Origin of the sequence: Polynucleobacter sp. MWH-Berg-3C6 (assembly GCF_018881855.1) — a bacterium.
Lineage (GTDB): Bacteria > Pseudomonadota > Gammaproteobacteria > Burkholderiales > Burkholderiaceae > Polynucleobacter.
In genome coordinates this window covers 34,769-57,195 of the sequence record NZ_JACVPN010000003.1, presented here as the reverse complement: position 1 = coordinate 57,195, position 22,427 = coordinate 34,769, and the positions used below count along the sequence as shown (strand labels likewise).

The 22,427-nt window shown below is 45.7% G+C and carries 20 protein-coding genes and 1 riboswitch; of the genes, 6 read left to right on the top strand and 14 right to left on the bottom strand.

The features are described 5' to 3' along the window. From ICN13_RS06665 to ICN13_RS06635, 7 genes are all read right to left on the bottom strand, one after another. Entirely contained in the window at positions 1–1,140 is a 1,140-nt protein-coding gene (locus ICN13_RS06665) for an efflux RND transporter periplasmic adaptor subunit (RefSeq protein WP_216139774.1), read from the bottom strand. Between the two features lie 169 nt (positions 1,141–1,309). Then, positions 1,310–2,863, bottom strand: a complete 1,554-nt coding sequence (locus ICN13_RS06660; protein WP_255534070.1) for an efflux transporter outer membrane subunit — start codon at positions 2,861–2,863, stop codon at positions 1,310–1,312. A 113-nt stretch (positions 2,864–2,976) separates the two neighbouring features. Beyond that, on the bottom strand, positions 2,977–4,809 hold the full coding sequence (gene glmS / locus ICN13_RS06655; protein ID WP_216139622.1) for a glutamine--fructose-6-phosphate transaminase (isomerizing): 1,833 nt from the start codon (positions 4,807–4,809) through the stop codon (positions 2,977–2,979). Beyond that, positions 4,809–6,299 carry a bifunctional UDP-N-acetylglucosamine diphosphorylase/glucosamine-1-phosphate N-acetyltransferase GlmU gene (gene glmU, locus ICN13_RS06650; RefSeq protein ID WP_216139621.1) on the bottom strand — a complete coding sequence of 497 codons (1,491 nt, stop codon included), beginning with the start codon at positions 6,297–6,299 and terminating at the stop codon, positions 4,809–4,811. Before glmU ends, glmS begins: the two co-directional genes overlap by 1 nt. Continuing rightward, on the bottom strand, positions 6,296–7,204 hold the full coding sequence (gene ttcA / locus ICN13_RS06645) for a tRNA 2-thiocytidine(32) synthetase TtcA (RefSeq protein WP_216139620.1): 909 nt from the start codon (positions 7,202–7,204) through the stop codon (positions 6,296–6,298). Before ttcA ends, glmU begins: the two co-directional genes overlap by 4 nt. A gap of 10 nt (positions 7,205–7,214) precedes the next feature. Next, positions 7,215–7,610: a dihydroneopterin aldolase gene (locus ICN13_RS06640; protein WP_216139619.1), complete on the bottom strand. Its 396-nt coding sequence runs from the start codon at positions 7,608–7,610 to the stop codon at positions 7,215–7,217. Between the two features lie 11 nt (positions 7,611–7,621). After that, the gene (locus tag ICN13_RS06635) at positions 7,622–8,428 is read right to left on the bottom strand and encodes an SDR family oxidoreductase (protein WP_216139618.1); all 807 of its coding nucleotides are present in this window, start codon (positions 8,426–8,428) and stop codon (positions 7,622–7,624) included. Positions 8,429–8,453: 25 nt separating this feature from the next. Between ICN13_RS06635 and ICN13_RS06630 the strand changes: the two genes are divergently transcribed. Continuing rightward, positions 8,454–9,641 carry a class I SAM-dependent methyltransferase gene (locus ICN13_RS06630; RefSeq protein ID WP_216139617.1) on the top strand — a complete coding sequence of 396 codons (1,188 nt, stop codon included), beginning with the start codon at positions 8,454–8,456 and terminating at the stop codon, positions 9,639–9,641. A 3-nt stretch (positions 9,642–9,644) separates the two neighbouring features. Here the strand turns inward: ICN13_RS06630 and ICN13_RS06625 are convergent, their stop codons facing one another. From ICN13_RS06625 to ICN13_RS06615, 3 genes are read right to left on the bottom strand one after another with little or no spacing between them, the layout of a single operon-like run. Next, a complete protein-coding gene (locus tag ICN13_RS06625; RefSeq protein ID WP_216139616.1) occupies positions 9,645–10,775 on the bottom strand; it encodes a polynucleotide adenylyltransferase in 1,131 nt (376 codons plus the stop codon). Then, on the bottom strand, positions 10,775–11,683 hold the full coding sequence (locus ICN13_RS06620; protein WP_216139615.1) for a complex I NDUFA9 subunit family protein: 909 nt from the start codon (positions 11,681–11,683) through the stop codon (positions 10,775–10,777). The genes ICN13_RS06625 and ICN13_RS06620 overlap by 1 nt, the downstream gene beginning before the upstream one ends. 25 nt (positions 11,684–11,708) lie before the next feature. Beyond that, complete coding sequence (locus tag ICN13_RS06615) at positions 11,709–13,655, bottom strand: lytic transglycosylase domain-containing protein (protein WP_216139614.1); 1,947 nt, start codon at positions 13,653–13,655, stop codon at positions 11,709–11,711. Positions 13,656–13,750: 95 nt separating this feature from the next. On the opposite strand from ICN13_RS06615, the gene ICN13_RS06610 reads away from it, so the two are divergent. Further along, on the top strand, positions 13,751–14,377 hold the full coding sequence (locus ICN13_RS06610) for a 5-formyltetrahydrofolate cyclo-ligase (protein WP_216139613.1): 627 nt from the start codon (positions 13,751–13,753) through the stop codon (positions 14,375–14,377). Here ICN13_RS06610 and metF read toward each other — a convergent pair. The 3 genes from metF to metK form a co-directional block, all read right to left on the bottom strand. Further along, positions 14,366–15,196, bottom strand: a complete 831-nt coding sequence (gene metF / locus ICN13_RS06605; protein WP_216139612.1) for a methylenetetrahydrofolate reductase [NAD(P)H] — start codon at positions 15,194–15,196, stop codon at positions 14,366–14,368. The two genes, ICN13_RS06610 and metF, sit on opposite strands and share 12 nt — an antisense overlap. Before the next feature lie 34 nt (positions 15,197–15,230). After that, positions 15,231–16,676, bottom strand: a complete 1,446-nt coding sequence (ahcY, locus tag ICN13_RS06600; RefSeq protein ID WP_216139772.1) for an adenosylhomocysteinase — start codon at positions 16,674–16,676, stop codon at positions 15,231–15,233. Positions 16,677–16,737: 61 nt separating this feature from the next. Then, positions 16,738–16,843, bottom strand: a riboswitch (S-adenosyl-L-homocysteine riboswitch). A 67-nt stretch (positions 16,844–16,910) separates the two neighbouring features. Further along, the gene (gene metK, locus ICN13_RS06595) at positions 16,911–18,077 is read right to left on the bottom strand and encodes a methionine adenosyltransferase (RefSeq protein WP_216139611.1); all 1,167 of its coding nucleotides are present in this window, start codon (positions 18,075–18,077) and stop codon (positions 16,911–16,913) included. Positions 18,078–18,279: 202 nt separating this feature from the next. On the opposite strand from metK, the gene ICN13_RS06590 reads away from it, so the two are divergent. The 3 genes from ICN13_RS06590 to dapF are packed head-to-tail and all read left to right on the top strand — an operon-like array spanning position 18,280 to position 20,963. Continuing rightward, positions 18,280–19,140: a lysophospholipid acyltransferase family protein gene (locus tag ICN13_RS06590; RefSeq protein WP_370622967.1), complete on the top strand. Its 861-nt coding sequence runs from the start codon at positions 18,280–18,282 to the stop codon at positions 19,138–19,140. Between the two features lie 15 nt (positions 19,141–19,155). Continuing rightward, on the top strand, positions 19,156–20,055 hold the full coding sequence (locus ICN13_RS06585; RefSeq protein WP_216139610.1) for a lipid A biosynthesis acyltransferase: 900 nt from the start codon (positions 19,156–19,158) through the stop codon (positions 20,053–20,055). A gap of 53 nt (positions 20,056–20,108) precedes the next feature. After that, positions 20,109–20,963: a diaminopimelate epimerase gene (dapF, locus tag ICN13_RS06580; RefSeq protein ID WP_216139770.1), complete on the top strand. Its 855-nt coding sequence runs from the start codon at positions 20,109–20,111 to the stop codon at positions 20,961–20,963. Here dapF and pyrE read toward each other — a convergent pair. Continuing rightward, positions 20,960–21,628 (bottom strand): orotate phosphoribosyltransferase, encoded by a 669-nt coding sequence (pyrE, locus tag ICN13_RS06575; RefSeq protein ID WP_216139609.1) that lies wholly within the window; start codon positions 21,626–21,628, stop codon positions 20,960–20,962. The genes dapF and pyrE overlap by 4 nt on opposite strands. A gap of 8 nt (positions 21,629–21,636) precedes the next feature. On the opposite strand from pyrE, the gene ICN13_RS06570 reads away from it, so the two are divergent. Continuing rightward, on the top strand, positions 21,637–22,419 hold the full coding sequence (locus tag ICN13_RS06570; protein WP_216139608.1) for an exodeoxyribonuclease III: 783 nt from the start codon (positions 21,637–21,639) through the stop codon (positions 22,417–22,419). Positions 22,420–22,427: the final 8 nt, after the last annotated feature.

The following is a 22,427-nucleotide window of genomic DNA, read 5'->3' as shown; positions in this document are numbered from 1 at the left end:
CTATTCCTGTGGCTTAGGGTCAGGTGAATTGGCTGGTTGCACCTTGTTATTAATAATGAGTGGCGTGCCATTCTTCAGCTTTAGCTGGCCGCTTGTCACAACCGTTGCGCCCTCTTCAACCCCCTTGAGGATTGCTACCTGATCGCCTCGTGTTGCCCCAGTAGTAACAAATACCTGCTGAGCCTCTAAAGCTGGATTTCCTTTTTTATCTTTCTTGCCAGTAGGTTTCGCAATAAATACTGTTGAGCCGTATGGGTTATAGGTCACAGCTGTTTGTGGCAAGGTTAATAATTTCTCTTGTTCGCCAACCTTAATGTTTACATTAGCAAACATGCCAGGAAGAATTTTCTTATCTGGGTTAGCAAGTTGTGCCTCAACTTGAATATTGCGAGTGTTGGTATCCACTTTTGGACTAACGGCAGTAATCTTGCCGGTAAAACTTGCATCTTTAAATGCATCCGTAGTGACAGTCACCTCTTGGCCCACTTGAATCTGCTCTGCATTACTTTGTGGCAAATTAAAGTCTACAAAAATAGGGTCTAAGGTTTGTAAGGTTAAAAGCTTATCACCCGGGTTAACGTACTGACCAGGGTTGATCGACACAATGCCTACACGCCCACTAAATGGTGCCTTCAAATTCTTTTTAGCAACCAGAGCTGTTTGAGACTCAACTTGTGCCTGCTTAGAATTTGCATCAGCCGCACTAGTATCAAACACATTTTTACTAATTGCCTGAATAGCGAGCTGCTGTCTATCACGCTCATTAATAACCTTAGCAAGATCAGCCATAGCCTTTAAGGACTTCAGCTGCGCCACATCGGAGGCATCATTCAATTTAATTAATAACTCGCCCTCTTTGACATCTTGCCCAGATTTAATGGGCACGGTTAATACTAGACCGCCAATCTCCGTACTCAACTCCACCCCTCTAAAGGCGCGCACGTTGCCAACGCTAGTGAGCTTGGGCTGCCATTCAGAAGTGGCAACTACCATTGTTGAAACTGTCGCTGGGGGTAGCCCCATTCCTGAAATGAAATGCTTAATCATGAAGGTCTTGAATTGATTAAAAGCAAAAATCAATCCCAACAATAAAAGGACGCCGCACAACATGATGGTCATACGACGCGGCAATGGTTCCATTGCCATTAACTTTGCATATGCTTTAGTGCCACGCCATTTTTGACCGATGCGAGCATAGAACGCTTTGGCTTTTTCCCAGAGTGCAATTACTCTCTCGCGCAATTTCCACTCGACTGCCTTTAACTTCATCCATGCCCATAAGGCAAGAACGATAGCAATGACTTTGTTCTTAATTGTTTCCAGAAGTTTCATTTTGATCTTTGTTTGCTATGTCTTTTCGTTTAAAAGCAGGGCCCTCACGATTCCACCAGCCACCACCCAATGCTGCAAATAATGCGGCGGTATCAGAAAAACGGGTTGCTTGAGCCGCAACTGATTTCACTTTTGCCTGTTGATACTGATTTTGGTAATACAGCACTGCTAAGTAACTGGCAGTGCCTAATTTATATTGCTGCTGAACCAAGTCGAGCGTCTCAAAGGCATAACGCTCCGCATCTGATGCTGCCTTTAGAGCTTGTGCGCCAGTCTCGAGTGCGCGCAATGCATTAGCTACTTCTTGGAAAGCATTCAAAACTGTGGACTGATACTGAAAAGCTGCTTGCTCATAATTTGCAATCGCGCCACGACGCTGCGCTAACAACTGACCACCCTGAAATAAGGGCTGCAAAATTCCGCCGCCAAGCGTCCATAACGAGGAGTTGGGGCCAAATAAATTACTAGATGTGAGGGCAGCAGCTCCAATAGAGCCAGTAATGTTGAACTGGGGCAATAAGTTTGCTGTTGCAACACCCACAAATGCATTCTGGGCTTTCAGCTGAGCTTCTGCAGCCCGTACATCAGGGCGCTGACGCACAAGGCTTGAAGGAACCGAAAGAGGTAATTTCTCGGGCAAATGCAGATTAGAAAGATCAAATTTTGTAATGCTGGCATTGCTAGGAAGCTCGCCAACCAGAACTGCTAGTTGATTTCTGGCGAACGCTAAATTACGCTCGTAGGTAAATAAATCTACCTGAGAGTTCGCAACTAAAGTTTGCTGTGAAGTAAGGTCAACCTTATTGACCGTTCCAATCTTTAATTGCTTTTCTGTCACTTCAGCCAAATTAGTCTGGGCCTTCAAGATTTCTTCGGTCGCTTGCATTTGCGCACGCAAGGCTGCCTCTCTGACTGCACCAGTAACCACGTTCGCAGTTAAAGAAAGGTAAGCGCCTTCTAATTGAAACTGAGCAACCTCTGCCTGAGCTCTTGCACCCTCTACTGCTCGACGCGCACCACCAAAGACATCTAACTTATAAGTAACATTCACAGAGGTGTTGTAAAGGTTGTAAGTATCTGTTCCATAATTCAAACCATAAACTGCTGATGGTTGTTTTTGTCGAACTGCATTTGCACCCACACCAACTGAGGGGAAATATTGCCCACCTATTTGTGCGTTGACATTTTCTTGTGCAGCACGAAGTGCTGCATCAGCAGCACCTAAATTAGGATTTTGCTCAAGAGCTCTTTTAATCAATGCATCTAGCTCTGGAGATTTGTAAAGCTCCCACCACTGTGCTTCTATATCTGCTCCCTCGGCAAATTCTTGAGGAGTGCCGCCGGGCACCCCAGGCGCCGTTGTTAATTTTTGGGAAAGCGGCCCCTCTGTATAGGTCTTAGTCTTAGGGGCATCAGGTTGCCTAAAATCTGGGCCGACCGCACAAGCAGATAGCACCCCTGTACAGATCAACAGAAGTAAATTCAAACGTGAGAGTGGAAGCACTTTCGACAGAAACATGAATTGCAGCAAATATCCTCTTTTACAAGACTTATTTGAACACAGAAATACAATCAGGGCCTTGCAAAGCCCTGATTTAACTACTTAAATTTGTTCACAGCTTTTGGCAAATGTCAAACTTGAAATTATTCGACAGTAACGCTCTTTGCAAGATTCCTTGGCTTGTCCACATCAGTGCCACGCGAACAGGCTGTGTGATATGCCAACAGCTGTAGAGGCACTACATGCAAGATTGGAGAAAGGTTGCCATAGTGCTCTGGCAAACGAATGACATTAATGCCATCACTACTCACAATCTCAGTATCTTGATCGGCGAACACATAAAGCTTACCGCCGCGCGCTTTGACTTCTTGCATATTAGATTTGAGTTTTTCAAGCAGCTCATCTTTAGGGGCAACCATTACAACTGGCATTTTATCGGTTACCAATGCTAAAGGGCCATGCTTTAACTCGCCTGCTGGATAAGCCTCAGCATGAATGTATGAAATTTCTTTTAACTTCAATGCGCCTTCGAGTGCAATTGGGTAATGCAGGCCGCGCCCCAAGAAAAGCGCATTCTCACATTTAGAGAACACATCACTCCAGGCAATGATTTGAGGCTCAAGTGCCAATACTGCATGCAGTGCTTTAGGTAAATGACGCAATTCGCGAAGTAACTCTTTTTCTTTTTCAGGAGAGATTCTCCCTGCACGCTTGGCTAATGAAACTGCCAAGAGGTAAAGCGCCAATAACTGTGTAGTAAAGGCTTTTGTCGAGGCAACACCAATTTCCGCACCAGCTTTAGTTAAAAAGTGCCAACCCGTTTCACGAACCATGGCGCTACTAGCGACGTTACAAATTGACAGGGTGTACTGATGCCCAAGGCTCTTGGCATGACGCAAGGCCGCCAGTGTATCTGCTGTCTCGCCTGATTGAGATACCACCACAATCAAAGTTTTTGGATTTGGAACAGTTGTGCGATAACGATACTCGCTTGCAATCTCAACTTGAGTTGGAATGCCAGCAATATCTTCTAACCAATATTTAGCAACGCAAGCTGAGTAATAACTAGTACCGCAAGCCAAGATCAAGATTTGATCAAATTTCTTCCAGTCGTCTGGATTGGCATTAAAGAGTTCTGGACCAAAAGCGGCAATATTGGCCAGCGTATCGCCAATAGCCCGCGGTTGCTCAAAGATTTCCTTTTGCATGTAATGCTGATAAGGGCCAAGATCTACAGAGTCTGCCTGTGTAGGCATTGGCTTGCGCTCTCTTTGTGCAGGCCTGCCAGATTGATCAAGCACTTCTGCGCTGTCTGCCTTGAGGATGGCAATATCACCCTCTTCCAAGTACATCATCGAGCTAGCGCGCCCAGCCAAAGCAAGTGCGTCTGAAGCTAAAAAGTTTTCATGGTCGCCCAAGGCTATTACCAAGGGTGAGCCAGCACGGGCACCAATTAAGGTTGTGGGTTGATCTTGGGCAATTACGCCAATCGCGTATGCACCATGTAATTTAGGCAAAACAATTCTGACTGATTGCGCGATATCTTTTTGACCATCTGCAAGATATTGTTGATGAATCAAATGGGCAATCACTTCAGTATCAGTCTCTGAAGTAAACACATAACCAGCGGCTTTTAATTCTGAACGCAGAGTTTCGTAATTCTCAATGATGCCGTTATGTACAACGGCAATTAGCCCATTAGAAATATGCGGGTGTGCATTTTGCGTATCTGGCTTACCATGCGTAGCCCAACGTGTATGGGCAATACCAACAGTACCGATAAACTCTTTACCCTGATCGGCTAACTCTGAAACGCGGGCTGTAGTGCGAGCTCTTTCGATTGGATGCTTGGCATCATCTCCATTAATGACCGCAAATCCACATGAATCATACCCACGATACTCAAGGCGACGTAAGCCTTCAACTAGGACATCAACAATATTTTGATGGGATGCCGCGCCAACAATGCCGCACATTATTTTTTACCTTTTGCGGTTTTTTTAATGGCTACCTTTTTCGCGGCGACTTTCTTGCTAACCACTTTCTTTGTCTCAGGCTTTTTCTCTTGCTTAACAGGACGCTTCCACTGCAAAGAAACTTGCCTTGCTCTGGATACTGTTAGCTGATTTGCTGGCGCATCTTTTGTCAGGGTTGTACCTGCGCCTAATGTAGCGCCACGGCCAACACGCACCGGGGCAACTAGCTGTGTATCAGAACCAATAAAAACATCATCCTCAATAATGGTTTGGTGCTTATTCACGCCATCGTAGTTGCAAGTAATGGTGCCTGCGCCAATATTGACTCTAGAGCCCACAATAGAATCGCCGACATAAGCCAAATGATTTGCTTTACTATTGGCGGCAATTTTGCTGTTCTTTACTTCAACGAAGTTACCAATATGAACATCGTTTGATAAATCAGCGCCGGGACGTAAGCGTGCATATGGCCCAATCACTGACTGGTTACCAACCTTGGCGCCATCAATATGACTGTAGGCATTAACTGCTACTCCTTTGCCAATCACACTGTTGCGAATCACACAGTAAGGACCAATTGTTGTTCCCGCTGCCAGAGTGACGCAGCCCTCAAAGACACAGCCCACATCAATGAAGACATCGGTACCGCACTCGAGTGTGCCTCGCACATCAATGCGAGCAGGATCGGCCAATGACACGCCAGCATCCATCAATTGATTGGCAATATTAAGTTGATGAATACGCTCTAGTGAGGCCAACTGGTCACGGCTATTGACGCCAACTATTTCAAATTCATCATCAGCTTGAGTGGTGCGAATGGGAACACCATCTTTCACAGCCATCGCAATCACATCAGTTAAATAGTATTCGCCTTGGGCGTTGCTCGCGCGCAAAGCTTTAAGCCATTTCTTTAATGCATTGGTTGGCAACACCATGATGCCGGTATTAATTTCTTGAATCGCTTTTTGTGCTGGCGTTGCATCTTTCTCTTCAACAATCTCTTGAACCGAACCATCAGCGTCACGCACTATGCGGCCATAGCCCGTTGGGTTAGCAAGATTTTGAGTAAGCAAAGCCAAAGCAGAATCTTGGCCACGCACGCCATCAGCTAATTTGGCTAATTTACTTAAAGTCTTTTTACTGGTCAGCGGTACATCGCCATATAAAACTAAAGTGGGTTCTTGCACATCTAGTTTTGGAAGGGCTTGCAATAGTGCATGCCCCGTCCCTTTTTGCTCAGCCTGGAGTGCGGTGGAGACCTTGCTAAAACTCGCATCTACTCTACTTGCATTGGTGAGGAATTCTTTCACATCGGTAGCACCGTGACCAACCACGACGATCGGACCGGTTTTAGTCTGCTTATTTTGTAGTGATAGAGCAGTAACTAAGACGTGCTGAAGAAGGGGTTTTCCTGCTAAAGTTTGCAGAACCTTGGGCAGGGCAGATTTCATCCGCTTTCCTTGCCCAGCAGCCAAGATGACGATATTCATAAGGAGGGATTATAAGTCCCCTGAATGAGGGTTCCACAAGCCAATTCGTCTAATTCAGCCTCATCGATAGCCTTATCGCCAGATGATCTAGCGGCAATACCAGACAACTCAGTAGAAATCTCTAGATTTTGGAAATCAAAAGCCTCGCCATCCATTAAATGGGATGGAACGATGTGGTGCATTGAGCGAAAGAGATTTTCTACTCGGCCAGGGTGTTTTTTTTCCCAATCGCGCAACATTTCCTTCATTACCTGACGCTGAAGATTGGGCTGACTACCACAAAGATCACAAGGAATAATCGGGAAATTCATGTCGCCTGCATAACGCTCAAGTAATTTTTCGGGAACATAAGCTAGAGGACGGATAACAATATGCTTGCCATCATCAGAGCGCAACTTAGGAGGCATACCTTTTAATTTGCCTGCATAAAACATATTAAGCATTAAGGTTTCGAGAATATCGTCACGATGATGGCCCAAGGCAATTTTGGTTGCGCCCAATTCATCTGCAACGCGATACAAAATTCCCCGACGTAAGCGTGAACATAGGCCACACGTTGTTTTTCCTTCTGGAATAACGCGCTTCACAATACTGTAAGTATCTTGCTCTTCAATGTGAAACTGAACGCCCAAGCTCTTTAAATAATTTGGCAATGTTTTTGCAGGAAAGTTAGGCTGCTTCTGATCTAAGTTAACCGCAATAATTTCAAAGTGAATTGGAGCACGCTCACGCAACTTCATCAGAATATCGAGCATGGCATAACTATCTTTGCCGCCAGATACGCAGACCATGACTTTATCGCCATCTTCAATCATGCCAAAGTCGCCAATTGCTTGACCTACTAAGCGGCAGAGTTTTTTCTCTAGCTTGTTCTCTTCGAAAACGACTTTACGAATATCACCCATAGCAACTCACTTATGCTTGCTTAATCTGAAACACTTCAACACCAACAGAATGACAGTCTGGATAAACGTCTGGTTTAGCCGTACTAACCCGCGCTGCCAATACCTTAGGATGAGCCAGCATTGCAGCCACGATGTCATCACAAAACGTTTCTTGAAGATGAATATGGCCTTTAGAGGCACGTGCCTTAATAGTTTCTCGCATAAAGTCGTAGTCGACCACTTCATCTAACTGATCATGCGTTGGAGTATTCATCGCCAATGGAATATAAAGATCCACATTGAGAGTCACGCGTTGCTCTGCTTTTTTCTCAAAATCATGTACACCAATATTGATGTAGATTTCATAGTCGCGCAAAAATAAACGGCGACAATCTGCAAGAGCTGGATGAGAAAGAATTGCGTGCATGAATAACCTACTTAATTTGTCTTGAACATCACATCACGTGATGAGGGTAATAAATGTTGGCCACCATCAACATATAAGGTGGTGCCGGTAATCGCATTTGCTTGCGCTAAAAATACAGCTGCTGTCGCAACATCAATTGGTGTTGATGACCTTCCTAACGGTGTCATTTGATGTGCTTTTGCAAACCCATCATTAGTTTGATCGCCAGAGGGCAAGGAAATTCCAGGTGCCAAACCAAGCACTCTAAGATGAGGAGCAAAATCTAGCGCCAATACTTCAACGGAGGTTGCTAAGGCTGCTTTAGACAAGGTGTATGACAAATAATCTGGATTGAGATTAATTAACTTTTGATCAAGCAGTTGAATGACGGATGGCAAATGATCGCCACCTGTTTTATTCGAATTACTTTTCTGATATTCAAACATCAGCTGAGATAGCAAAATGGGTGCGGTCAAATTCACCTGCATGTGATTTTGTAAAATTGCTGCACTTAATGGTGTATCCGAATTGGCGCGATCGTACTCAAAAATGGATGCGCTATTCACTAAGCAATGTAAGCCTGTAAATTGTTTAGTGACTGCAGTAAAGAGCTTTTTGATGGCAACCTCATCTGCCAAATCGGCCTGAAAAGCGTGGGCCTGAACCCCAATTGCCTGAATTTGTTTGATAGTTTCCTGAGCATCTTGCTCAGATCGCCCATAATGAACTGCCACATCCCACCCCTGGCGTGCAAACTCCAAAGCAATTTCTCGACCCAGACGCTTGGCAGCGCCGGTCACTAAAACTGCTTTCTGTTGCCGGGATGAGGGTGAGTTCAATTAAATTCTCTTAGACTAGCGAGCTATGGATATTACCTTGACCAGCCTTGAAACGGAGCATAGCAAGCTTCTCAAGGCCAAAATTGTGTCTCAGATCGCCTCTCAGGGCGGCTGGCTGCCATTTTCTAGGTATATGGAGATGGTCTTATATGAGCCTGGAATGGGCTATTACAGCGCTGGGGCACACAAACTGGGTGCAGGTGGCGACTTCACAACAGCCCCTGAATTAAGCCCCCTCTTTGGGGCCGCTATTTGCTCCACCTTATTGCCAGTTCTTGAAGGTCTCAAAGAAAAAGGTTTTCCAGTCCAAATCCTCGAATTTGGCGCTGGAACAGGGAAGCTTGCCACTTCAATTCTGAGTCGCCTTAATGATCTTGGTTTTAAATTAGATCGCTACGACATCATCGAAATTTCTCCTGACCTGGCACAGCGCCAACAAGAACGTATTGGCGGACTTGTTCAAGAATTAAATCTCTCTACTCAATGCCACTGGCTCAGTGAATTACCAAAAGAATTTAAGGGTGTCATTCTTGCTAATGAAGTTGTCGACGCGATTCCTTGCGATGCCATCATTTATCAAAATGGCTTTTGGTATCAGTATGGCGTTGGCTTTGAAAATGACAAGTTGCTTTGGAAAGCGGGCTCGCCCGTAGCGCAAGATCTATTGCCTGAAAGTCTCTTAAGTAGAAATTTTTCTGAAGGCTATGTTACTGAATTGCACGCACCTGCTAATGCCTGGATGCGCCAAGTTGCACAGCAATTAGATACTGGCTTGTTTTTAACTTTCGACTATGGTTTTCCGGAGAGTGAGTACTACCACCCACAAAGGCTTGAAGGCACTCTGATGGCGCACCATCGCCATCATGCAATTCAGGACCCTTTTTATCTTCCAGGTCTTTGTGATTTGACGACCCATGTAGAGTGGTCGCAAATTGCGCGCAGTGCACTTGCAGAAAATGCAGATGATGTATACCTAACCAATCAAGCCGCTTATTTATTGGATGCGGGCATTGGCGATATTGCATTAGAGATTGGCAATCCAAGCGATCCTGAAACTTTTCTACCAATTTCAAACTCATTGCAAAAATTACTCTCCGAAGCAGAGATGGGCGAGCTTTTCAAAGCCTTTGCTTTTTCAAAAAATTTAGGTGCTTTGTTGCCCGAACATTTTTTAGAGGACTTACCTGGACTTCGTGGCAGAAATCGACTCTAAAGTCTAAGACTGAAGTGCTGCGGCAATTGCAGCGAGTCTTGCAGATTCAAATGCAGTGCCGATACGCTCGCCATTCGATCGGTCTTGCGCCTCAACACTAGCAATAATCTCTGCTGTATTTAATGCCTGGGCATTACGCATTGCGTTGGTCAACGCTGGAACATGAAAGCCAATTTTGTCAGCGAGGTTAAGTAACGCCTGAGCACGATCTGGCTTACGCCAAACATCAGCGCGATTAAACCAAGCCAAGACATCAACCGATTGATACGCAGATTCTGCATACTGATTAATTAATACGCGTAACTCACTAAAAATCTCACAGAAATCGCGCAACTCAATCGGCATGCGTACACATTCTGCCCATGAGCGGATTTCACTCGCAGATAGATCCATTAAAGTGATGGCGCAACGCTCCTCTAAGCTATTGCCTGCAGCCTCGTAATGCGCAATCAATGTCTCACGAAAAACTTCCTCTGCAAGCTTTGTATTGAGCAATGCGGGCAATAGAGTTTTACTGGCACCTGTATTGAGTAAGACCTGAAACAGATGCATGGGCTTGGAAGCAGCCAAGCCTCTAGCCAGCTCCTGCCAAATGCGCTCAGCTGAAAGTGCCTTTAACTCACCAGATTGAACAATTGCCTTTAAGGCCGCCATTGTTTCATCGGCAACTCTAAATTCAGGAAAGCGTGCAGCAAAGCGAGCAATACGCAGTAAACGCAGTGGATCTTCAGCAAATGCATCAGATACGTGGCGAAATACTTTGCCAGCCAAATCTTCTTGCCCATTGTAGGGATCAATAATGGGGCCAAATTGTTTTCCATCAGAGCCAATTTCTTGCGCCATCGCATTGATTGTTAAATCACGGCGCTCTAAGTCTTGCTCCAAGGTAACCGAAGGGTCTGCATAAAAATGAAAGCCTTTATAGCCTTGACCTGTTTTACGTTCAGTACGAGCCAAGGCATACTCAGCTTGGGTTTCTGGATGTAGAAAGACTGGAAAATCCTTGCCTACAGGACGAAAACCTTTGTCAATCATTTCGTCAACGCTAGAGCCAACAACTACATAGTCGATGTCGTGCACAGGCAAACCCATTAAGGTATCCCGTATTGCGCCACCGACTGCATAGATCTTCATTACCGCATGCCCTCTAGAGTACGTCGACTGATACCAAACACTTCACTTAATGCATCCTGACTATTTATAGGCAATACATTAGGCAATTGCATCGAGGAAATATTGTCACGCGACATCAGGGTGGGTCCTGGCAAAAATTCAAATGCTAGAGCTTGCAAATAACCTACAAAGGCGGGCACAGGAATAATCGCGCAAGATGTTTTAGCTTTGCGTGCGGCAAACTCCACAATTTCTTTCATGGTATAGACCGTAGGCCCGACTAAATCATATGACTGATGAATAGTCTGAGGCATTGTTAAGGCCATGATAAAAGCTGTTGCCACATCATCTACGCTCACTGGCTGAAACTTAGCCTGATGGTTTGCCAAAGGCATTGCCGGAAACAATTTAGTTAGTTTGGCAAATAAGTTTATAAATTGATCTTGAGCGCCAAAAATGACTGATGGCCTAAAAATAGTCCAATCCAAATTACTCGCTTTGACTGCTGCCTCACCATCGCCCTTGCTGCGCTGATACATGGATGGCCCATTTGCATCTGCGCCTAAGGCGCTCATATGCAGATAGCGCTTAAGTCCATGCATTTGCATCGCAGTGATAATATTTTTTGGCAAGTCTACGTGCGCCGCTTTGAACACCTTTCCATAGGGCTCAGCCTGCTTATCGTGTAAGACGCCAACCAAATTAATCACAGCGCCATTAGGTTGAATGCGTGCGCATAGAGATTGCAACTCATCAAAATCATGCACATCAGCATCTTCTAAATGCACTTTAGGCAGCATTCGCAATTCACGCCCAGCAGCAAGATGACTCGTAGGCAAGAGAACGGAATAACCCTGGATTTGCAATTGTGCGGCTATTACTCGCCCAACAAATCCATTACCGCCAATGAGAAGGATGTCGTATTTCATGAGTTCTCTTATTAATGAAGGCTAATTAAGGTAATTCAGATTGAGTTGCTGCTTTGGGAGAAATAACTCCTAAGCGTTGCTTCAAAGATTGTGTTTGCCCGTTCATCACGGATGAATAGTAATTGGCATTTGAGAGAACATTCTTTACATATGTCCGTGTCTCGTTAAATGGAATAGTCTCAGCAAAGATTGCGCCCTCTGTTGGGCCAGTCAACTTCTCGCGCCATGCTTTTGAGCGTGAGGGGCCGGCATTATAAGCAGCGGACGCAAGCACCCAAGAACCATCTAAGTCAACTAAAACCATATTCAGATAATTACTTCCCAAGGTTAAATTAGTATTGGTATCGCTCAGCTTGTCATTGGTGTAGTTGAGCATGCCAATCTTTTTAGCAACGTACTTTGCAGTGTTTGGCATTACTTGCATCAAACCTGAAGCGCCAACTGATGAAGATGCATTCATGATGAAGCGCGACTCTTGACGAATGAGCCCATAGGCCCAGGCAAGATTTAAATCAATTTGCCTAGCAATTGGTGAGAGCTCGTCTTTAAAAGGAGTTGGATAACGCAAACTAAAGTCGTGTTCTTGTTTTGTGCGATCTGCAGTATTTACTACACGGTCATACAAGTTAATGCGCTTAGCGTATTCAGCGGCAGCGAGTAACTGTTTATCCGTCATATTGCGCAATTCCCAATTCCACTCCCGATTGCCTTCAAAGCGCAGATTCATGGCGTACAAACGCTCGCCTCTGATAAAGCCCTTGCGACTAGCCATCGCATCAATCTCTTGTTCAGTAACTTTAGTTCGAGCTGGTGCATGATTCGATCTACTCAACTCTTCGCGCGCGAGTTGGCCATAGAAGTTATATTGCTCGGCAATCAACTCAAAGCTCTCTTTAGCCTTTGCATCTTGGCCTTCTGCTTTTAGAGCACGGCCGTACCAATACGTCCAAGCAGGATCTTTGCTTCGCACTACAGGGTTCATGCCTTCGATAGCATTTTTTACTAAAGGCCAATCCTTAGCGCGCAAGCCTGTACGTACCTTCCACTCTTGCGACTCGACTGAGAGCAATTCGTTATAGCCAAGCTCTTGCTGCAAGCGATAAGCATCATCAGCATTGGGATCTAATTTCTTAGCCAGAAATTGGCCAATCACACCCCAAGCAACAGCCTGATTCTCTTTGCTATAGCGCGAGGAAGTTTGCAAAAAATCACGGTAAGCTCTAGCTGGATCAGCCTTGGCAGCCTTAACGATTTCTGCAATAGGATCTTCGCCGCCCAAGCGACGGGCCATAGTGTCAAAACCTCTTTCGCCTGCTGCACGTCCAATTGCCTTTGCCTCGCTAGGCGTCATACCACCTGCAGCAACTAAGGAAGGAACCAACTCTTGGCAAGCTTGTCCAAAATAGCTTGGATCTAATAAGATTGAAAGGGAGTCGATTGCTAATTTGGTTGGGTTCTCGCCTTTTGATAATTTTGACAGCAAAGAGTAGCACTTCACCTGAGTATCATCATCCAAAACAAACTTGGCATACTCCAAATCAAAACGAGCCCAGTCTTTTCGCTTTCCTAAGACCAATAACCAATCATTACGCATACGATCAGCCAAAGCAGTACCTTGATACTGATTTAAGAATGCGATCACCTCTGCATCAGCGCTGTAATCACTGCGCGGCCCGCCACTGCTATCAAACAATTGCGGCTTAATTCGAAAATACGCTACATAGTCATCAAATGGGTACCCCATCAGGCTGGATGAAAGCTGTTGCGTACGAAAGACGTCATTCTTTCTAGAAGCCTCACGAAGATCAATAAACATTCGATCTGTATCGGTAATCTCAGCAGGAGCAGCCTTGCTCTCATATGACTTTGGCAGGCTTGGTTTTTTGGCCTTTTCTGCAAAAGCGCTGGGCATAGCCAAAGCCAGTCCCAGGATCAATATCTTGGTCCAGTGGAGCTGATTCACTTTGATCATTTGAGACTTCTTTTTCACTGTCTAGCCTTGTACAAATTCGCCAGTATTCACCTGACATTAAGTTGTTTACTATATCTTCTAATTTTCGCCTGATAATGGACGATATGCACGGTAATTCGCCAAAAACTCTTCGTCAAGATTTGTTAAAGCAACGCAAAGAATTTGCTGCTGGGCAAAATTATGCTCCAGCAAAAGATCTCTTAATTGCCAGTCTTAATCAGTTTTTAGCTGAAGATGCCAATTCACAGCGGGTTATAGCGCTTTATTGGCCGATTCAAGATGAAATTGATTTGCGCCCTGCATTAATTGCTTGGGCGCATCAACACCCTGGGCGCCATCTTGCGCTCCCATTTGCTCGCGCTGATAAACATCTCGATTTTTATGAATGGCAAGATGGTGATGCGCTAATCCCAAGCCAATATAGCGTACCCGAACCAAATCCCAATAACCCCTCAAGACCAGTAGTTCATCCAGATTGCATCCTGATTCCCTGCGTGGGATGGTCAAGCTCCATTGATAATGGTAAAACCCATTATTGGCGCCTAGGATATGGCGGTGGTTACTTTGATCGAACTCTCGCCGCACTTAGGAAACACAATCCCAAGCTTATTTGCATTGGGATTGGTTTTGATTGGCAAAAACTTAATGATGCCCAGTGGGCAGCTCAAACTCATGATGAGCCTCTAGATATGCTGCTTACAGAGTCTGGCTTATTTCGTTAAATCTAAGTTATCAGCAATTGCTAAAACAGCATCTGCTTGATTCAAAGAATAGAAATGCAATCCTGGGGCGCCCGCAGTTAACAGCTGATCACACAAATCCGTCACTACCTCTTCACCAAATGCACGGATAGAAGCAATATCGTCACCGTAAGACTGAAGACGCAAACGAATCCAACGGGGAATCTCAGCGCCACAAGCATCTGAAAAGCGCAATAACTGGGTGCTATTGGTTATCGGCATGATGCCTGCAATGACTGGTTGGGTAACGCCTAAGTCATAAGCCTCATCAACAAAACGGAAGTAAGCATCGCTGTTATAGAAATACTGAGTCACAGCTGAATTAGCGCCGGCCTTCATTTTTTGCACAAAGAAATCCACATCGCTCGCAGGAGACTTTGCCTGTGGGTGAGTTTCTGGATAAGCGGCCACATCGATATGAAACCAATCGCCAGTTTCTGTGCGAATAAATTCCACCAATTCATTAGCATGATGAAACTCGCCATACTGACCCATGCCAGATGGCAAATCGCCTCGCAAAGCGACAATGCGTTTCACACCTAATGCTTGATATTGCTTCAACATTTCGCGCACGCTTTCACGCGAGCTACCAACACAAGATAAGTGGGGAGCAACTACTGCACCAGCAGTATGAATATCACTCACCACTTTCAATGTGCCAGACTGAGTTGATCCACCGGCACCAAAGGTCACAGAATAAAACGCAGGCTTGAGCGTTTCACTAAAACGCTCGCGTACAAGATGTAGCTTCTTCTCACCCTCAGGTGTTTTTGGAGGAAAGAATTCGACGCTTAATTCCATGATTTTGGGCCTAGGTATCTATTAAACAAATGGATTAATAACGATAGTGGTCAGCCTTGTATGGGCCTTCCTTCGTTACGTTGATGTAGGCAGCCTGCTGATCAGATAACACAGTGAGCTCAGCATTTAGGGTCTTGAGCTGCAAACGTGCAACCTTCTCATCCAAATGCTTAGGCAATGTATATACGCCAACCGGGTATTTATTGGTACCAACTGCATTCCATAATTCGATCTGAGCAATCACTTGGTTTGCAAATGAAGAGCTCATTACGTAGGAAGGGTGGCCTGTACCGCAACCCAGATTCACCAAGCGGCCTTTGGCCAAAATGATGATGCGCTTTTCAGGCTTGCCATTGCTTGCTGGGAAAATCACATGGTCAACCTGAGGTTTGATCTCTTCCCACTTGTATTTTTCAATACCAGCAACATCAATCTCATTATCAAAGTGGCCGATGTTACAAACGATGGCTTGATTCTTCATCTTCGCCATGTGGTCATGAGTAATCACATGGTAGTTGCCGGTGGCTGAAACGAAAATATCCGCTTTATCAGCAGCGTAATCCATCGTGACAACGCGATAGCCTTCCATTGCAGCCTGTAATGCGCAAATTGGATCAACCTCAGTCACCCAAACTTGAGCAGAAAGAGCGCGCAAGGCTTGAGCTGAACCCTTACCTACGTCACCATAGCCACAAACTACTGCAACCTTACCTGCCACCATCACGTCTGTAGCGCGCTTAATCGCATCAACCAAAGACTCACGGCAGCCGTAGAGGTTGTCGAACTTACTCTTGGTTACAGAGTCGTTCACGTTGATTGCTGGGAACTTCAACTCGCCTTTAGCGAACATTTGATACAAACGGTGCACACCAGTAGTGGTTTCTTCTGTAACGCCCTTTACTTTTTCCAAACGTGTCGAATACCAAGTTGGGTCTTGCGCTAATTTTTTCTTAATAGCAGCAAATAAAATGGTTTCTTCTTCGCTAGTTGGGTTATTCAAGCAAGCTTGATCTTTTTCAGCGCGTGCGCCGAGGTGCAATAACAAGGTAGCATCGCCACCGTCATCCAAAATCATATTGGTATAGCCGCCATCAGCCCACTCAAAAATGCGGTGCGTAAAGTCCCAGTATTGCTCAAGGGTCTCGCCCTTGATTGCGAATACAGGCGTACCGTTAGCGGCGATTGCTGCTGCAGCATGGTCTTGGGTTGAGAAAATATTGCAAGAAGCCCACTGAACTTCGGCACCAAGCGCCTCAAGAGTCTCAATCAATACAGCAGTTTGAATGGTCATGTGCAATGAACCAGTGATACGTGCACCACGCAATGGTTGTTGTGCAGCGAATTCATCACGAATGGCGATCAAGCCAGGCATCTCAGTTTCAGCAATGGCAATTTCTTTACGGCCAAAGTCAGCCAAAGAAATATCAGCAATCGCGCAACGAGTTGCAACAAAGTTGTTTAAATCAGAAACGGTATTCATTAATGCTCCAGCTAAATACGATCCAATGCTGGAGTGCAAACTCGCTAGCCGTTGAATCATGGGTTAGCGAGCGCGGTTGCAATTAGCAAACTCTGATTAAGAGTCTACTCCCTTCAAGCCTGGGGAAATACTGGGTTTCAGCATTCCTTGCAACGCTCCTTGAAGGTATGGCGTAATTGTAAACAATTACGCCATATTTCGCCTCAATACATCTACAAACTGCTTTTTTACTACTTACAAGCCCGCTGCTGCACGCAATGCTGCTGCTTTGTCTGTTTGCTCCCAAGTGAATTCTGGCTCTTCGCGACCAAAATGGCCATAAGCAGCCGTCTTGCGATAAATAGGGCGCAAGAGATTGAGCATCTTCACGATTCCTTTTGGACGCAAATCAAAGTGCTCAGAAACCAACTGCGCAATTTTTTCATCAGAGATCTTGCCAGTGCCAAATGTGCTCACCATGACTGAAGTTGGTTTAGCAACGCCAATTGCATAAGAAATCTGAATCAAGCACTTACTTGCTAAACCAGCAGCAACTACGTTCTTTGCAACATAACGACCGGCGTATGCAGCAGAGCGGTCAACCTTAGAAGGGTCCTTGCCAGAGAATGCGCCACCACCATGAGGGGCCGCACCACCGTAGGTGTCCACAATAATTTTACGGCCAGTTAAACCGCAATCGCCTTGCGGGCCACCAATCACGAAGCGACCTGTTGGGTTAACTAAGAAGTTAATCGCGCCCTTGATCAAATGCTTAGGCAATACAGGCTTGATGATCTCTTCAATTACTGCTTCGCGGAGTTTTTCAAGAGAAATATCTTCATCGTGCTGAGTAGACAACACAACGGTATCGATCGAGTCTGGCTTGCCATCCACATAACGTAATGTGACTTGTGACTTTGCATCTGGACGCAACCAATTTAAACGGCCATCGCGGCGCAATTGTGATTGACGCTCTACCAAGCGATGTGACAAATGAATCGGTAAAGGCATGAGCTCTGAAGTTTCATCACAAGCGTAACCAAACATTAAACCTTGGTCACCAGCTCCCTGGTCTAGACCATCGTCATGCGCCTTATCTACGCCCTGAGCAATATCCGGACTTTGCTTGTCATAAGCAACCAAGACTGCACAGCCTTTGTAGTCAATACCGTAATCAGTATTGTCGTAGCCGATTTCACGCAAGGTATTGCGGGCAACCTGAATATAGTCAACGTTTGCATTGGTAGTAATTTCACCAGCAAGAACTACCAAGCCGGTATTACACAAAGTTTCTGCTGCAACACGTGCAGTGGGATCTTGGGCCAAGATGGCATCCAAGATGGAATCTGATATTTGGTCTGCTACTTTATCGGGGTGACCTTCAGAGACTGACTCTGAGGTAAAGAAGTAATCGTTTGCCATTGCCTATTCCTTTAATAATTAACACGATCTATGGGACAACTCGACGTGCCAGGAACCACAACGGCGACGCTTTAGCAGAATTTATGAATCGCCCTGCAAGTTGTCTTAACTCAGCGATGGTGCAATTCTATCCGAAAAGGCCTCAACCCATCAAGCCAAACTTAAATTTGGCCCTGATGGCAGCATTGAATATCATTGGGGGGTGCGAAAATTTCTTTTTAAGTTCAGCCTTAATGCTCTTGCTGTGCTCCCGCTTGCCCTCATGCAAGTTATTGGGGCATCCATGGGCATGCTGGCCTATGTAGGCTCTAAGCAATACCGCTCACTCTTTCGCCCCCAATACGAGGCTGTAGTTAGCTCCCATAAACTCCCCTTCAGACTTTGGGAGGCCATTAGGGCTTCCGGAATGCTGTTCTCAGATAGCTTATGGATTTGGCGCAATCCTCATAAAGCACTCAAGTTAGTGGAAATACAAAACTGGGAAGTAGTCGACTCAGCCATCAATGAGGGTCATGGCCTAGTGATGTTAACGCCTCATCTTGGCGGCTTTGAAATCATTCCGCGCGTATTGGCACAACATTTTCCCGCAACCATTTTGTATAGACCCTCACGTCAAGAGTGGCTCAATGAAGTGGTTGAGGAGGGTCGCGCCTATCCTAATATGCATTTTGTACCGACCAATCTCAATGGTGTTCGTCAGATGACTAGGGCACTGACTCGTGGCGAGGCGATTGGCATTCTTCCCGATCAGGTGCCTAGTGGTGGTGAAGGTGTTTGGGTACCATTTTTTGGGCGGCCTGCTTACACCACCCCGTTGCCTGCGCGCTTAGCAAATCGCAACAACACACCCGTTGTGATGTTTACTGCAAAACGAAAAGGTATTGGCGAAGGTTGGGTAATGCAAGCCACCAGGCTTGCGACTTTGTCTGAGGATGCCGATATTGCAGCTGCGCAGCTTAATGTTGCCATTGAGAATGCGGTGCTTGTTGCCCCTGAACAATTTATTTGGTCTTATAACCGCTACAAGCATCCAGCAGGTGCAGAACCGCCTCCTAGCAATTAGTTATAAACTTTTGAAATGACCTGGTTATCCAACCTCTTCAATTTTCTTGCGCTAAATCTCTTGCGCCTCTTTGCATTCCTCCCGTACACCATTACCATCCAAGCAGGGTATGGCCTCGGCTGGCTTGCGGCCCACATACCCAATAGTCGCACTCATGTAGTGAAAACAAATCTTCACCTATGCTTTCCTAAGCTCGACGAAAAAGAAATTGATGCGCTAGCGCTAGAGCATTGGAAATTATTTGGTCGTAGCGTTTTGGAGAGGAGCCGCATTTGGCTTGGCAGTGGCAAACAAATTACTGACATTGTTGCCATCGATTCTGAGATTACCCTTGGCGATCGCAAGCCACGCCTGCTAATTAATCCACACTTTGTCGGGCTCGAGGGTGGCTTTATGGCCCTATCTGTTTTGGCCAGCCAACATGATTGGCCACGGGGTGCAGGCCTTTATCAAAATATGAAGAATCCATTTTTTAATCAAAAGATGATTGAGTGGAGAAATCGTTTTGGCGGCAAATCCATTGAAAGACAAAGTCGCTTGCGTGATCTCATTCGTGAAATTCAAACAGGAAACTTTATCTTTATTGCTCCTGATATTGATTTAGGTCCACGCGACTCTGTTTTTGTTCCCTTCTTTGGCATTCAAACCAATACCATTACATCGGTTTCGCGCTTAGCCAGGCTCAGTGGTGCAGAGGTCTGCTTGATGACCACCACATTGAATAAAGATCGTAAAGGCTACACCTGCCACATCAGTAAGCCCTTGCCAAACTTTCCGAGCGATGATGTAGAAAAAGACACCGCTCGTTTAAATCAATATATTGAAGAGCTTGTTCGCGAAAGACCGGCAGAGTACTATTGGGTTCATAAGCGTTTTAAACATAGGCCCCCTGGCGAAGCCAGTCTTTACGATTAAGCGGAAATATTTTGAGCACACTTTTACCAACACGCAAACTGCGCTTCACCAAAATGCATGGTGCTGGCAATGATTTCATTGTGCTCAATGGCATTGATCAAGACCTTGGCTCTATTACACGTGAGCAATGGCAGGCATTAGCACATCGTCAATTTGGTATTGGCGCAGATCAAATTCTGATTGTTGAAAAAGCGACTCGTCCTGACGCTGACTTTCGTTACCGGATTTTTAATGCCGATGGTGGCGAAGTGGAACAATGCGGTAACGGCTCACGTTGCTTTGTGCGCTTCGTATTGGATCAAGGTTTATCAAGTAAAAATCCATTGCGTGTTGAAGTTGCGCACACTGTGCTTACGCTCAAGTCACATCCTGATGGCCAAGTAGAGGTGGATATGGGCGCGCCCATTTTTGAGCATAGTCATATTCCCTTTACTGCAAATGGGTTGGCCAGCATGCAAGAGTTTCAAGAAACGCTTTACGCACTTCCCTTAAGTCGCCCTGCGACTCACGATAGTTTTATTGGCGTACTTTCAATGGGCAACCCACATGCTGTGCAAGTTGTTGTGGATGTTGAGAGCGCCCCTGTTCTTGAGGAGGGCCCTGAAATTGAACAATATTCAGCGTTCCCCAAAAGAGTGAATGCTGGCTATATGCAAGTGCTTAATCGCAATGAAATCAAGTTACGCGTCTACGAGCGTGGTGCTGGAGAAACTCTGGCTTGCGGCACTGGCGCCTGTGCAGCGGTAGTCTCAGGGATTCGCAGAGGTCTTCTAGCCTCACCCGTCAAAGTGCATACCCGCGGTGGCGATCTTCAAATTGCCTGGGGTGGAATGATTAATAACGTTGCCCAGCCGGTCATCATGACCGGGCCTGCAGTTACTGTCTTTGAAGGCGAAACAACGATTTAAATGCCATATTTTTCGCGGTAAGCTTTTACCGCGGGCAGATAGTTTGTTAACTGCGCATCGCTAGAAGAAGTTAAGAAAGACATCAGGCCGGCTAAGTTTGCAATTGCAATCACCGGCAAACCAAACTCTTGCTCAACAGCCTGCACTGCGGACTTATCGCCAATTTCAATTGCATTGCCTGAGCGCTCCATCCGATCCAATGCAATCAACACTGCCGCTGGCTCAGCGCCTGCAGCACGAATTAGGTCAACCGATTCTCGGACTGAAGTACCGGCAGAAATAACGTCATCAATAATCACTACTTTGCCTTTAACGGGGGCGCCCACCAATGAGCCACCCTCGCCGTGGTCTTTAGCTTCCTTACGGTTGTAGGCATAAGGAACATTCATACCGTTGTCAGCTAATGCGATAGCAGTAGCTGCTGCTAGTGTGATTCCTTTGTAGGCAGGGCCATAGAGCATGTCGAACTGAATATTGGATTCCTGTAAGGCCTTGGCATAGTAACGACCCAGTGCACTTAAGCGTGCACCATCATTAAATCCGCCCGCATTAAAAAAATAAGGCGAGAGTCGCCCCGCTTTAGTTTTAAACTCCCCGAAGGACAAAACCTTTGCCTCTAAGGCAAAACGAATAAAGTTATCTTGATTTGAATTATTTGAGCTCATAGGCCTACATGTTACGCATCATTTCAGCGAACCTCAACGGTATCCGTTCAGCAGTCAAAAAAGGCTTTCTACCCTGGGCCATTAAGCAAAAAGCGGACTTCATCTGCATGCAAGAGCTGAAGGCCCAACGCGATGACCTAGAAGACGCCATTCTCAATCCAGATGGTATGCATGGTTATTTTCACCATGCCGAGAAAAAAGGCTACAGCGGCTGTGGCATCTATACGCCCCATAAACCAGATGAGGTCTTATACGGCTATGGCAACGCAGAGTTTGATGCTGAGGGGCGCTATGTGGAAGCTCGCTATAAGGGGCTTTCGGTGATTTCGGTTTATATACCATCAGGCTCAAGCTCGCCCGAGCGCCAAGAGGCTAAATATCGCTATCTCGACAGCTTCTTGCCTCACCTCATCAAGCTCAAAAACTCAGGCCAAGAAATTGTGCTCTGCGGTGACGTCAATATTGCCCATCATGAAATTGATCTCAAGAACTGGAAAGGCAATCTCAAAAACTCCGGTTTCTTGCCAGAAGAGCGGGCATGGCTTACTAACTTATTTGATCAGGTTGGCTATGTAGATGTGTATCGCAAATTGGAACCTGAAGCAGGAGAGTCTTGTTACACCTGGTGGAGCAATCGTGGCCAAGCCTATGCTAAGAATGTGGGGTGGCGTATTGACTATCACATTAGCACACCAGGTATTGCTGATACTGCCAAAAAAACGAGTGTTTACAAAGATGAAAAGTTTTCAGACCACGCACCGCTTATCGTAGATTACGACTGGAAGCTTTAAATAACTGA